This is a genomic window from Protofrankia sp. Cas8 (assembly GCF_963555845.1).
GTDB lineage: Bacteria > Actinomycetota > Actinomycetes > Frankiales > Frankiaceae > Protofrankia.
This window is the reverse complement of record NZ_CAUVXI010000022.1, coordinates 22,827-36,184: the sequence shown is the minus strand read 5'-3', so window position 1 is coordinate 36,184 and position 13,358 is coordinate 22,827. Positions and strand designations below refer to the sequence as shown.

Sequence of the window (13,358 nt, the reverse complement as noted above, 5' to 3'; positions counted from 1 at the left end):
GAAGACCTCAAGCTCACTGTCGGTGATTCCACCTTCTGGCCCCACTACCACGACGATCTCCGACGATCCCGCCACGCCCGCCTCGCGCAGCCCCGCGACCAGCGGTTCGGTCGCCTCCTCATGCAGAACCACCGCGATGTCCGCGGTCGCGATCCGAGCGCCGACCGCAGCGGTGTCAGCGAGGCCCGCCAGCCGGGGCCAGAACACTCGCCGTGACTGCTTCGCGGCCTCACGCGCCGTGGCCGACCAGCGCGCATGCGCCCGCATGCCACGATCCCCCTCCCAACGGACGATCGAGCGGGCAGCCGCCCAGGGGACGATCTCGTCGACCCCCACCTCGGTCATGAGCTCGACAGCGAGCTCACCGCGGTCGCCCTTGGCCAGGGCCTGGACCACGACCAGCCGGGGAGCAGACTCCGGGTACACGACCCTGCGTTCGACCGTGCAGTCGACCTCGTCGCGCCGACAACGCAGAACGGTACATTCGGCAACCACCCCGAGACCATCGGTGATATCCAGGCGTTCACCGGGGCGAAGTCGACGAACCGTCGCAGCATGGTGACCCTCCGAACCGGAGAGTGTCAGCTCTCTGCCGTCGGGAACCAGGCCCTGGTGGAAAAGAGGCGCGGTCAGCTGTCCGTTCCTCCGCGCCCGGTCCGGCCCACGGCAACCCGCATCCGGCCCCGCCTACCGCGTGCCGCGGGCGCCGCGGAGCCTGGAGAAGAAGCCCTGCCCGTCGGCGGTCCCGTTGCCACTGGTCACCACCGCCGGCTGCTCCTCGTCCCGCAACTTCGCCAGCTCTCGCAGCAGCCTTTCCTGATCAGGATCAAGCTTGGTCGGCGTCTCCACCACCACATGGATGTGCAGGTGACCGCGGCCGACCGAACGCAGATGCGGAATGCCGCGACCACTCATGGTGATGACATACCCAGGCTGAGTGCCGGGCTTGACCGTGAGGGTCTCGCTGCCGTCCAGAGTGTCCAACTCACAGGTGGTACCGAGCGCGGCGGCCGTCATAGGCACCCGCAGCTCACAGTGCAGATCGTCGCCTTCCCGGGTGAAGACCGGATGGGGACGCTCCTGTACCTCGACGTAGAGGTCACCGTTAGGCCCGCCGCCCGGGCCGACCTCACCTTCGCCGGACAACCGGATGCGCATCCCGTCCTCAACCCCAGAAGGGATCTTGACGGTAAGGTTGCGCCGCTTACGTACCCGGCCGTCGCCGCCGCATTCCCGGCACGGATGCTCGATCACGCTCCCGGTGGCTCCGCATCGGGTGCACGGCCTGGAAGTGACCATCTGGCCCAGGAACGACCGGGTCACCTGTTGGATCTCTCCACGCCCGTGACACACCGGGCAGGTCACCGGATGGCTACCCGGCGCCGATCCCTCCCCGGAGCAGGTGGCGCACACCGCCGCGGTGTCAACGGTGATATCCCGGGTCGCCCCGAACGCGGTCTCAGCGAGGTCGAGCTCCAGCCGGAGCAACGCGTCGTTGCCGCGACGGACCCGTGAGCGCGGCCCACGATTTGCCCCGCCACCGAAGAAGGCATCCATGATGTCGCCGAGGCCGCCGAAGCCCGCCCCGAAGGAAGCCCCGGCGCCGCCTCCCCCACCGGGAGCCAGCGGATCACCACCGAGATCGACGACCTGGCGCTTCTCCGGGTCCGACAGCACCTCGTACGCGGTGGTCACGGCCTTGAAGCGCTGCTGCGCCTCCGGGTCGGGGTTCACGTCGGGATGCAGTTCCCGAGCGAGCCTGCGATATGCCCGCTTGAGTTCGTCGTTCGAAGCGTCTCGGCGTACGCCCAGCACTTCGTAGTAGTCAGTGGCCATCAGTCGGCACCCAAGAGATCACCCACGTACTTGGCGACGGCTCTTACCGCCGCCATGGCCCCCGGATAGTCCATCCGCCTCGGACCGACCACTCCCAGGCCGCCCAAAGCGGACGCTCCGCGACCGTACCCCGTTGCCACCACCGAGGTGGAACGTAGCGCATCCATACTGTTTTCCTGACCAATACGTACCGTAACGGTGTCGAGGTCGCGTACCTCGCCGATCAGTTTCAACAGAACAACCTGCTCCTCCAGCGCTTCCAGAAGGGGACGCAGCGTATCGGCGAAGTCGAGAGCCGACAATGTCAGGTTGGCTGTACCCGCCAGCGCCACCCGCTCCTCGGGCTTGTCGACCAGCGCCTCCATCACCACCGCGATCAGCGTATTCAGATGTGGACGCAGATCCGGGCGGGCGGCGTCCGACAGATCCGCGACCGCCTCGGGCGCGTCCACCAGCCTGCGCCCGTTCAACGCGGCGTTGAGTACACCCCGCAGTTCGCCGACGATCAGATCGTCAACCGGGGCGGGCACTTCGACCACCCGCTGCTCAACCCTACCGGTGTCAGTAATCATTACGAAAAGCAGCCGCGCCGGCGTGATCGTCACGATCTCGATGTGCCGGACGCTGCTGCACGACAACGACGGGTACTGCACGACAGCGACCTGGCGGGTCAGCTGGGCCAGCAGCCGAACCGACCGCCGGACCACGTCATCGAGATCGATCGCTCCCTCGAGGAAGCTCTGGATCGCCCGCCGCTCCGCCCGCGACAGGGGCTTGACCCCCGACAGCCGGTCGACGAACAGGCGGTAGCCCTTGTCCGTCGGGATCCGCCCCGCGCTCGTGTGCGGCTGGGTAATGTAGCCTTCTTCCTCAAGCGCAGACATATCATTACGTACAGTAGCAGGCGATACCCCCAGCTGGTGGCGCTCTGCCAGTGCTTTGGACCCCACGGGCTCGTTGCTCAGCACAAAGTCCTCAACGATGGCGCGCAGAACGTCCAACCGCCGTTCTTCCAGCACGTCGCTTCACCCCTTCGCCACGTTGAGGCCGTTTGGCGAGGCCAGCCACGACCGCACGAGGCGACCAGGACCAGAACCCGTACTTCCGAAGCGTCCTGGCACTCCGTTGCCTCGAGTGCCAATTGTAGCCGTCTTGGCCTCCAGCCGAGACGGTCGAGCACGTCAGCGAGTGCAGAAACTCAAGGCCTTCGCCAAGGGGCGGCGCCGGTCAGTCCGGAAGGAGATCACGGACCACGGTATCGGCCAGGAGCCTGCCACGCAGGGTGAGCAACACGCGTCCGGCCTCCAGCCCGGCCGGCTCGATCAACCCGTCCACAGCAAGCGTCGCGGCCCGCGCACGCCCCGCGTCGGTCAGCTCGTCGACGGCGAGGCCGTCGGCCAGGCGAACCCCGAGCATCACCCGCTCCATCTGCCTGGCGTCGTCGTCCAGCAGCTCACGGGCCGCGGCAGGACTCGCCTGCTCGGCGAGCAGCGCGCTGTAGGCGGCCGGATGACGGACGTTCCACCAGCGCACACCGCCGACATGGCTGTGTGCCCCCGGTCCGAAACCCCACCAGTCATGACCACGCCAGTAGCCGAGATTGTGCCGGCTGCGGGACGCTTCGTCACGGGCCCAGTTACTGATCTCATACCACCGTAGGCCCGCCGCGGTCAGGGTCTGCTCGGCCTGATGGTAACGGTCAGCCATCATGTCATCGTCTGGCGGGAGCAGCTCGCCACGCCTGATCCGGCGGGCCAGCCGGGTGCCGTCCTCAACAGTCAACGCATACGCGCTCACATGATCGGGAGCGAGTTCGACCGCGGCGTCCAGGCTCGCCTGCCAGTCCCGGTCCGACTCACCCGGCGAGCCGTAGATGAGGTCGAGGTTGACATGGTTGAATCCCGCCTTGCGTGCCCAACTGACCACATCGGGTACACGTCCGGGAGTATGCCGACGGTCAAGGGCGGCGAGCACGTGCGACCGGGCACTCTGCATGCCGAACGAGACCCGCGTGTAGCCGGCGGCGCGCAGCTGTTCCAATGTGCTCGCGTCCACGGACTCGGGGTTCGCCTCGGTCGTCACCTCGGCGTCCGGGGCAATGCCGAACTCCGTGTCGATCATTCGAAGCAGCGCCCTGAGGTCCTCGACCGGAAGGAGGGTAGGCGTCCCGCCGCCGAGGAAAATGGTCGAGACGGCCAGGTCTGCCGCGCCGAGGACGGCGCGGGCCACGCGGAACTCACCGGCAAGCGTCTCGACGAACGTCCCGATCGCGACTCCCGGGCCGAGCTCGGTCGCCGTGTAGGTGTTGAAGTCGCAGTAGCCGCAGCGGGTCGTGCAGTATGGGACGTGGACATAGACGCCGAACGGGCGAGTGCCCACCAAGTTTGTGGCCGACGCCGGAAGCCTGCCGTCGGCCGGGGCGGCTTCGCCGGACAACCCGCGGCCGGAAGCGGCCGCCGTGATGCGTGACATGACCCGTGACATGACCATAGTGTGCCTGAACGGCGACACTGTGTCTGCCCCTTGCATCCACTTTCGTTACAGCAATCGCGGCCGTCACCCAGACGGAACATTCAATCCCGAACGAGACATGTGCCACCGGATGAACAGCGCCACCGAACGGACAGCGCCATCGAACGGACAGTGCCACCCGATGGACAGTTACCCGAGTACGACCAATGTTGTCTTCTCGTTGTGAATCTACCAGACAATATGGGCGAAGCGTCGTGAACTCGTGGTCCCCAGTCGGGGAAGCTGATTCACATGAATGACGACGCCGTGCGCGGTGTCCTCGACAACATCGAGGATCTTCTTCCCCCCCACGCAACGGAGTATCGATCCGGCGCACCGACCGGACCGGACAGCCCCACCCACCGCGACGAACCTGCTACCGAACCCATCCGACTGCCCTCGTCGTCCCCCCGGATCAGCTGAACTGGCCAGCGGCGACGCTCAGCACCACCGCCTGACCCGCACCACCGCCTGACCCGCCACCGCCCGACCCGCAACCGCGTCGTATCGCGTCCGCCCGGACCTCGTCGCACCGATGAGGTCCGGGCAGCGGGCCACGCACTCCTACTTCGTGGTCTTCGGGGTGTTGGCTGCGTTGGTGGAATCCGTCGACAGGGCCGCGATGAAAGCCTCTTGAGGGACCTCGACGCGACCGATGGTCTTCATCTTCTTCTTGCCCTCCTTCTGCTTCTCCAGCAGCTTGCGCTTACGCGTGATGTCGCCGCCGTAGCACTTCGCCAGCACGTCCTTGCGAATCGCGCGGATGTTCTCCCTGGCGATGATCCGACTTCCGATCGCCGCCTGGATCGGCACCTCGAACTGCTGGCGTGGGATCAGCTCCCGGAGCCGGGAGGTCATGGCCACGCCGTAGCCGTACGCCTTGTCCCTGTGTACGATCGCGGAGAACGCGTCGACGGCCTCGCCTTGGAGGAGGATGTCGACCTTCACCAGGTCGGATGCCTGTTCGCCGGCGGGTTCGTAATCAAGGCTGGCATAACCACGGGTACGGGATTTCAGCGCGTCGAAGAAGTCAAAAATGATCTCACCGAGTGGCAGTGTGTATTTGAGCTCCACCCGGTCGGTGGACAGGTAGTCCATCCCGCGCAACGTGCCGCGGCGCCCCTGACACAGCTCCATCACCTGGCCCACGAAGTCCGACGGCAGCAGCACCATCGCCTCCACGACCGGCTCATAGACCTCGTTGATCTTTCCTGCCGGCCAGTCGCTCGGATTCGTGACCACCGCCTCGCTGCCATCCTCCATGACCACCCGGTAGACCACGTTCGGCGCGGTCGAAATGAGCGTAAGGCCGAACTCCCGCTCGAGGCGTTCCCGGACGATCTCCAGATGGAGAAGCCCCAGAAAGCCGCAGCGGAACCCGAACCCCAACGCCGCGGACGTCTCCGGCTCGTAGGTCAGCGCGGCGTCGTTGAGCTGCAGTTTGTCCAGAGCCTCGCGCAATGCCGGATACTCACTGCCGTCAAGCGGATACAAACCGCTGTAGACCATCGGGCGTGGATCACGGTAGCCACCCAGCGCCTGCCCGGCCGGCCGATTCGCCGATGTCACGGTGTCCCCGACGCGGGCCTGTCGAACGTCCTTGACACCCGGGATGAGGTAACCGACCTCCCCCGCGGAGAGTCCGTCGCGTGGAATCGGGTCCGGCGAGATCACCCCGACCTCGAGGGTCTCATGGCTGGCCCGCGTCGACATCATCAGACAACGGTCCCGGGTGGTCAGGCGGCCGTCGACCACCCGCACATAGGTGATCACGCCCCGATAGCTGTCGTAGACACTGTCGAAGATCATGGCCCGAGCCGGAGCGTCCGGGTCGCCCATGGGCGCGGGGATCCGGCGGACGATCTCATTGAGCAACTCGGGCACGCCCTGCCCGGTCTTACCCGATACCCGCAGGACATCATCAGGATCACAGCCGATGATCTGTGCAAGCTCGGCCGCGTACTTCTCGGGCTGCGCGGCCGGAAGATCAATCTTGTTGAGCACGGGGATGATCTGAAGGTCGTTCTCGAGCGCCAGGTAAAGGTTCGCCAAGGTCTGCGCCTCGATGCCCTGGGCCGCGTCGACCAGCAGCACCGCGCCCTCGCATGCCGCCAGCGAGCGGCTCACCTCATAGGTGAAGTCGACGTGACCAGGAGTGTCGATCAGATGCAGGATGTAGTCACGACCGTCATCGGCCTGCCACGGCAGCCGGACGCTCTGTGCCTTGATCGTGATCCCGCGCTCGCGCTCGATATCCATTTTATCCAGATACTGAGCACGCATGTTGCGGGCCTCGACCACGCCGGTCACACCAAGCATCCGGTCAGCGAGGGTTGACTTGCCGTGGTCGATGTGGGCGATGATGCAGAAGTTGCGGATCGACGCCTGGTCAACCGAAGCCTGGCTGACACGGCGAGGGTCGGAAGCTGCGGGCACGCGGGAGTCTTCTCGTTTCGTCGGGATGGACCTGCGCATCGTGGGACTGCACCCACTGTGGGACTGCACAGACCGTGGGTCCATCCCCATCGTGCCAGGCTCATCGTGCCCGCACTCAGCGGTCGCCGTCATGCTGGGCCGGCAGGCGCACGCGCCGGCACTGCGCACGCGCCGGGATTCGGGGGGCGCCGGGATTCGGGGGCGGTCGAGCGGAGCCCGTGCCCGCCCGCGAGTGGTTCGTTGAAACCTTGATAGGGTTACCGATGTTTCCCCGGTGGCTTGGCTCCCGGGGGGATGGACGCACACCACCCGGCGGTGGTGAACCGACACCGGTGCCCGACCGCCGTCCATGCCGATTCGACGACCAGGGGTTCTTTCGCGTGGCCAACATCAAGTCGCAGATCAAGCGCAACCTCACGAACGAGAAGCGACGGCTGCGCAACAAGGCCGTCAAATCCGAGCTGAAGACGGTCGTCCGTCGCTTCCGCGCAGCCGCGGACGCAGGCGACCCGGACCGTGCCGGCCTTGAGCTGCGCATCGCGTCACGCAAGCTTGACAAGGCTGTCAGCAAGGGTGTTATCCATGCCAATCAGGCTGCCAACAAGAAGTCGGCGATGGCCGCGCGGCACGCATCCCTGACCGACGCCTGAGCGATCATCCACCCGCTTGCCAGTTCGGCCAGGGCCATGATGATCATGGATAGGACGCCGCCGGCTCCGAGCAACCCACGCAACCGGTCCGGTTGACCCGCGACCCGGCGCCTCGCCGTCAGGTGCCACGGTGCTACGGTGCCCGGAGTTACCGGCGGCTTCCCGTCGCGCGACCACGAGCCGCCACGATCTCTGCGACCAGGCGTTCCAGTCCGTAAGCCGGATCAACAGCGCCGCCCTTGACAGCCGCATCCGCAGCGCCGGCGGCACGCATCGCCCGCGCCAGCCCCGCATCACTCCACGCCTGGGCCGCCCGCTGGGAGCGCTCGACCTTCCAATCGGGCATCCCAAGGGCGCGGGCCACCTCCCAGGCGGAGCCACCGGCGGCGGCGGAAACCCGGGCAAGATCCCGTAGCCCCGTGGTGACGGCGCTTACCACCAGTACCGGGGGAACCCCGCTGCCCAGCGTCTGGCGAAGCGCGGTCAGAGCCTGCGCCAGGTCTCCGGCGATCGCCGCGTCCGCCACCGTGAAACCGGTTGCCTCTGCTCGGCCTCGGTGATAGAGGGCTACCACCGCCTCATTGACCAGCCCACCTGAATCCGTAACCAATTGATCACATACGGCCGCGAGTTCGCGCAGATCACCACCAACAGCGTCCACCAGAGCCTTCACCGCGCCCGAGCCGATCTGGCCGCCGAGCCGACGGATCTCGGCCGCGACGAAGTCATGCCGGTCGCGCGGACGGGTGACGCGCGCTGCCGGAATCACCCGCCCGCCGGCCGTCTTCACCGCATCCGCCAGCTTGCGGTTGCGCACGGCACCGCTGTGCACGACGACAAGGACCACGTCGTCCAGCGGTCGGGCCAGGTAGGCGAGCAGCGCGTCCCGAAGATCGTCCGCCAGCTCCTGCGCACCGCGGACCACGACGATGCGCAGCCCACCGAACATCGATGAGCTGGACAGGTCAACCACATCGCTGTCGGTCAACTCGCCGGGTGCCCGGTCGACGATCTCCACCTGGGCATCGTGGGCCCGAGCCGCGTCCACGACGTCGCGGATCCCCCGGGCGACCAACAGCTCCTCGTCCCCGGCGATGAGGACCAGCCGCGGCAGGGCGGACGTTGACGACACGCTGGGGAGCATGTCATGCGCACGGCCCGTGGCCCGCGACGCCCTCGTCAAGGGCACCCGACGCGCAGACGGCCCATCATCCCGTGGATGGTCATGATCCGGCTGGCCGAACCATGACGATCAGCTCAACGGTCACCGCTCCGATCGCTGCCGCAGCAAGAAGGCTGCGTCCGCGGCGCCGGCGGACCGCACCGAGCGTCGCCGTGGTGACGGCGACCAGGGCCAGGGCTCCGAGTGGACCGGTCGGCCAACCGATCTGTGCTCCCGGTGCCCGCGCGGCGATGTCGGCAATCATGATCAGCCATTCGCATGGCACGCCGGCGAGGGCGGCCAACAGCCGGGCCAGCGGCATACAGCACACCGCGGCCATCGTGGCGAGCACCCCAAGGATCGTTGCCGGGGCCACCGCGCAGTCGGCGAGCATGTTGGCCGGGATGGCGACGAGGCTGACGCCGCCGCCGATCGCGGCCAGCACCGGCGAGCAGGCGACATGTGCCGCCACGGCGACCGCGAGCAGCTCCGCCAACCACGTGGGCAACCGTCGTGACAGCGCATCCCGCCAGCCTGGAGCCAGGATCACCAGGCCTGCGGTCGCGAACACCGAAAGACTGAAACCAACCGAGCGGGCGAGATCGGGACTGACGAGGACCAGCATGAGCACCGTGGCGCAGAGCGCGGGTATGGCCCCCCGTTGCCGCCCACCACCCGTCGCGACAATCCCGATCAGCCCCATGACACCGGCCCGCAGGACGCTGGGAGACGGTCGGGCCAGTACGACGAAGCAGAGTAGGGCCAGTGCGACCCACCCAGCCCGCAGCCACGGACCACACCGACTTCGCCGGACGAGGATCGTCGCTGCGGCGATGACGATCGCGCAGTTCGCCCCGGACACAGCCACCAAATGTGACATTCCGGCGACCCGGAAGTTGTTTTTGACATCCTCGGCGAGATTGCCCGTGTCGCCCACCACCAGGCCCGGCAGCAGCCCTCGGCGCGGGCCGTCCAACCCCGACACCGCGTCGCGAAGCCCCTGGCGCAGATGGGCTGCCGCTGCCTGCACCATCGACGGCCCGCCGACCACCACCGGCGGGCCCCGGACGAAGATGACCGCCGCAACCGTGTCAGCCGCGCGTGGGGGCGCCAACGTGCCGTCGGCACGGACCCGCTGACTCGGTAACAGGCCCGCCCAACCGCTCGCGGTCGCCAGGACGAGCATCGGCTGGCGCAGCCGAAGATCACGCCCGGCCGCGGTGAGGCGCTCGACCCGCAGCGGGACGATGACCAGCTGAGTGTTGCCACCAGGGCTCACCCGCGGATCACCGGTGAGCGTCCCTTCGATGGTGGCGGCCGCTCGCATCCCATCAAGATCGGCGAGTGGACCGTGTAGGCGACCACGGGCCGCGATACCCGCGGCGAGGACCCCAGCGGCGAGGCAGGCCAGCACAGCGAGCCCTGTTGCCGCGGGCCGCCAGATGTGTGTTCGCCGCACCAGGAGGACCGCACACACCAGTGTCGCGCCGAGGACGAGGGCGGCGATCAACAGCACGACCGGGGCCGGCTCGGTCAGGCCCGCGCCTGCCGCGCCGGCCCAGGCCGCGAGCGCCGGCCCGACAAGCCGCAGGTCGGCGGGTCGATCGGGCCGATCACCCGCCATCAGACGGTGATGAGTGGCAGCAGATCGGTGAGTCGCCGGTCACCGACGCCGGTCACATCCCCCAGCTGGTGGGGCGAGGTGAAGGTGCCATGGGCCTTGCGCCACTCGACGATCCGCTGGGCAAGCACCGGCCCCACCCCGGGCAACCCGTCGAGAGCGTCGACCGTGGCGGTATTGAGGTTCAGCGGTGTTTCCGGCGTGATCGCCGACGATCCCGTGCCCCCACCGGTGCCACCGCCGGTCCCGGCACCGGCCGGCGCGGGAGGAGCCGGGCCGGGACGGCCGTCCACCATGATCTGTTCGCCGTCCACCAGGCGGCGCGCCAACGCGAGACCGGCCGTATCCGTCCCGGGTAGCACGCCGCCAGCTTGCGCAAGAGCGTCCGCCACCCGGGATCCAGCCGCCACGGTCAGGACACCGGGGCTGTGCACCTTGCCCACCACTTCAACGACAATTTGTGCCGCCGGGCTATGTGTGGCGCCAGCCGATGACCAGATCACCGGTTTCGAACCGGCGCTGTCAGCGTCCGCCGGCACATGCCCCTGGGCCCGCGCCGATGGCGTCCCAGCGGAGACAGCCATCAGGGAGACCGGTCTGTTCCGCCAGGCAAACCATCCAGCCGTCAATGCCGCGGCCAGGGCCACGACCACGAGCAGGAGCGCTCCGCGGATGGCTGGATCGACCAGGCCGCCGCGCAGAAGCCGCGGCAGGTGTTCAGCAAGACCCAGCGGACCGGACCGGGCAGCCGGTTGCCGCACAAGCCGACCGGCGGTGCCTTGGGGCGACAGCTCGTCGAACAGGTCACCTTCGTTGTGCTCGCCGGCGAGCGCACCGGACGGCGTCGACGGTGCCGCAACGTCGAACATCACCGGCTGCGGCTCCAGCACCTCCGAAACGCCCGCGGCCGGCTGCGAGGCGTCGGTGTGACCACCCTGCGCCGCGGGGAACCCAGGGTCACCCATGACGGGCGTCCAACATGTCGGAACAGTCGGCGGTTCTCCGTCGCAGCGTTCGGAAGGACTCAGCGGTGGGTAACCGTCCGGTCCGTGCGAGGCCAGAGTGCGGATTGTCGACAACCGGCGCCGGGGTGCGGCGGGGATGCCGACTGTGCGGGTAGCGCGAATGAACGGAAGATCAGCCATGTCCGCGACGGTAGAACGCCCCGTCATGGATAGCACGCTTCGATGCCATCCTGTGGATATCCGACTTTTATCCACAGGAAAACCACGGATGCCGAATGCTTCTGATATCTTCGGCATCATTGTTGATGCACGGTCACCGGTTTTGATCAATCAGTTCGTACATTCTCCCCACGGTTGCCACCAACACCAGCCCGCCCGGATGCGCACCCCCGGCGTCGGCTGCAATCAGGCGAACGGAAGTTCGTCGGCGTCGCCTCCGACAACCGGGTCGAGTAGGTGCGGGTCGTTGTTGCGTACGTTCCCAACTCGGGAGGTGACCGGGTACGCCCGCAACATGCCCACGGGCGCGGGCGCGAGCATTGCGGTCACGGCTGCCGGATCGTCAAGGCGCGGGTCGAGCCAGCGCGACCAGGACGCCCGTGGCAGCAGCACGGGCGAACGTGGATGCAGGAACTCAAGGCCGCCGGCCGCGGTGGTGGTGATGATGGTGAAAGTCGCACGTACAGCGCCCGACGGTGGCTGCCAGATCTCGTACAGGCCCGCGAGCGCGGCGGGCCCGTCATCGCCCGGATGCACCAGGTACGGCTGCCCACGGCGGGCGCCGTCCACCCGATGCCACTCGTAGTAACCGGTGGCCGGCACCAGGCAGCGGCGGGCGCGCAGCGCGGCACGGAACGCGGGCTTGGTGGCCACCGTCTCCGCCCGAGCATTGATCAGACGGTTACCGATCGCACTGTCTCGTGCCCACGACGGCACCAGCCCCCAGCGAGCCATCCGCAGCCGCGCGCCCCCGTCCGGCTGCTCGGGCGGGATGACAACCACCGGAACCTCGCTGGTCGGCGCCACGTTGAAGTTCGGCTGGACGCCACCGGTCTCATCACGGGCCGTGAACGACTCCGCCAGCTGTCGCGCGCTCAGAGCATTGGCGTAACGACCGCACACACCATGACAGTCTGCCAGCCGACGGCCCGGTCGTCACCGCAGCAGCCACTCGACCGAGACAGCCAGACAGAACACGGACACGAGCGCGAAAAAGGCCACCCAGACCACGCCCGGCACGCCGGTCAGGCGCGCCAGCTGGTCGGGGTCCGATGTCGGCGCGCCCCGACGGCGGGTCCGTTGCACCTCGACGATCGGCCGCACACCGCCGATGAGGAGGAACCAGGTGACAAAGGCTGCGAACACCTCCTGATAGGGCGACGGCGCCAGCATCGACACGGCGATGACCGTCACCGCGCTCAGCGCTATCGACAACACGCCGAACGCGTTACGGATGGCCACCAACACTCCGAGCAGCAGGGCGACACTGAGTCGCAACAGCAGGCTCACCTGGTTGGCAGCCAGCAGGGCTGCACCGCCAAGGCCAAGGATGGACGGAGTGATGTAGCCGGCCGCAACCGTGATCACGACGCCCGGCCCGGTCGGGCGACCCGCCGACACGGTCACCCCGGAAGTGTCCGAATGTAGTCGGATCCCGCCGACGCGCCGGCCGCTTCCGACCGCTGCGAGCGCATGCCCACCCTCGTGCGCAATGGTGATCACATGTCGGGCCAACGGCCACAGACGATTGTTGAGCACCACGAGAAGGGCGACGGCGGCACCGGCAATGGCTGTCCATCGCGGCGGGTCCCCGGACGTGAGCAACTGTGTCCACTCGTCAGGCGTCGTACGTCTCCTGTCTCAACAGTCGCCGCCGAGGGGCGAGGGCGGGGGCGGTGCCAGTATCGGTGCCGGTGCCGGTGTGACCGTCAGGACCCGAGTATGCAATGCTCGGACAAAAGATCGTCGAGGGCCGGCCGACATGGCGTCCCCCCGCTTCACGACACCAAGGGTACGATCAGATATTGACTTCTCGTGACCGATCGGCGTCATCGTCACGACAGGGAACGTCGGGAGGTAAAGAGCGGGTGGCGGAGCTCGTCTACAAGCCAGTGATCCGTTTCGCGCTCGGGGCCTTCAAGGCTCTCGACCTCAAGCTGGATGTCCGGGGGCAGGAG

At 67.7% G+C, this 13,358-nt stretch carries 12 protein-coding genes; 2 read left to right on the top strand and 10 right to left on the bottom strand.

The features are described from left to right. The 4 genes from U9977_RS05985 to hemW form a co-directional block, all read right to left on the bottom strand. Positions 1-606, bottom strand: a 606-nt coding sequence (locus tag U9977_RS05985; RefSeq protein ID WP_322748170.1) for a 16S rRNA (uracil(1498)-N(3))-methyltransferase, incomplete at its 3' end; no start/stop codon positions are given. Positions 607-687: 81 nt separating this feature from the next. Continuing rightward, complete coding sequence (dnaJ, locus tag U9977_RS05980; RefSeq protein WP_322748166.1) at positions 688-1,836, bottom strand: molecular chaperone DnaJ; 1,149 nt, start codon at positions 1,834-1,836, stop codon at positions 688-690. Then, on the bottom strand, positions 1,836-2,855 hold the full coding sequence (hrcA, locus tag U9977_RS05975; RefSeq protein WP_322748165.1) for a heat-inducible transcriptional repressor HrcA: 1,020 nt from the start codon (positions 2,853-2,855) through the stop codon (positions 1,836-1,838). The genes dnaJ and hrcA overlap by 1 nt, the downstream gene beginning before the upstream one ends. 208 nt (positions 2,856-3,063) lie before the next feature. Continuing rightward, entirely contained in the window at positions 3,064-4,308 is a 1,245-nt protein-coding gene (hemW, locus tag U9977_RS05970; protein WP_322748164.1) for a radical SAM family heme chaperone HemW, read from the bottom strand. 291 nt (positions 4,309-4,599) lie between these two features. On the opposite strand from hemW, the gene U9977_RS05965 reads away from it, so the two are divergent. Continuing rightward, entirely contained in the window at positions 4,600-4,770 is a 171-nt protein-coding gene (locus U9977_RS05965) for a hypothetical protein (RefSeq protein WP_322748163.1), read from the top strand. A 141-nt stretch (positions 4,771-4,911) separates the two neighbouring features. Here the strand turns inward: U9977_RS05965 and lepA are convergent, their stop codons facing one another. After that, positions 4,912-6,822 (bottom strand): translation elongation factor 4, encoded by a 1,911-nt coding sequence (lepA, locus tag U9977_RS05960; RefSeq protein WP_416210485.1) that lies wholly within the window; start codon positions 6,820-6,822, stop codon positions 4,912-4,914. A 341-nt stretch (positions 6,823-7,163) separates the two neighbouring features. Between lepA and rpsT the strand changes: the two genes are divergently transcribed. Next, positions 7,164-7,433, top strand: coding sequence for a 30S ribosomal protein S20 (gene rpsT, locus U9977_RS05955; RefSeq protein ID WP_322748161.1), 270 nt, complete (start codon positions 7,164-7,166; stop codon positions 7,431-7,433). A gap of 148 nt (positions 7,434-7,581) precedes the next feature. Here rpsT and holA read toward each other — a convergent pair whose 3' ends face one another. The 5 genes from holA to U9977_RS05930 all read right to left on the bottom strand — a co-directional run bounded on the left by holA (position 7,582) and on the right by U9977_RS05930 (position 13,005). Beyond that, a complete protein-coding gene (gene holA, locus U9977_RS05950; protein WP_322748160.1) occupies positions 7,582-8,565 on the bottom strand; it encodes a DNA polymerase III subunit delta in 984 nt (327 codons plus the stop codon). A gap of 91 nt (positions 8,566-8,656) precedes the next feature. Then, entirely contained in the window at positions 8,657-10,219 is a 1,563-nt protein-coding gene (locus U9977_RS05945) for a ComEC/Rec2 family competence protein (RefSeq protein ID WP_322748159.1), read from the bottom strand. Then, positions 10,219-11,181 carry a ComEA family DNA-binding protein gene (locus U9977_RS05940; RefSeq protein ID WP_322748158.1) on the bottom strand — a complete coding sequence of 321 codons (963 nt, stop codon included), beginning with the start codon at positions 11,179-11,181 and terminating at the stop codon, positions 10,219-10,221. Before U9977_RS05940 ends, U9977_RS05945 begins: the two co-directional genes overlap by 1 nt. 405 nt (positions 11,182-11,586) lie before the next feature. Continuing rightward, positions 11,587-12,303, bottom strand: a complete 717-nt coding sequence (locus U9977_RS05935; RefSeq protein ID WP_322748157.1) for an SOS response-associated peptidase — start codon at positions 12,301-12,303, stop codon at positions 11,587-11,589. Between the two features lie 33 nt (positions 12,304-12,336). Further along, positions 12,337-13,005, bottom strand: a complete 669-nt coding sequence (locus U9977_RS05930; RefSeq protein ID WP_322748156.1) for a M50 family metallopeptidase — start codon at positions 13,003-13,005, stop codon at positions 12,337-12,339. Positions 13,006-13,358 lie beyond the last annotated feature (353 nt).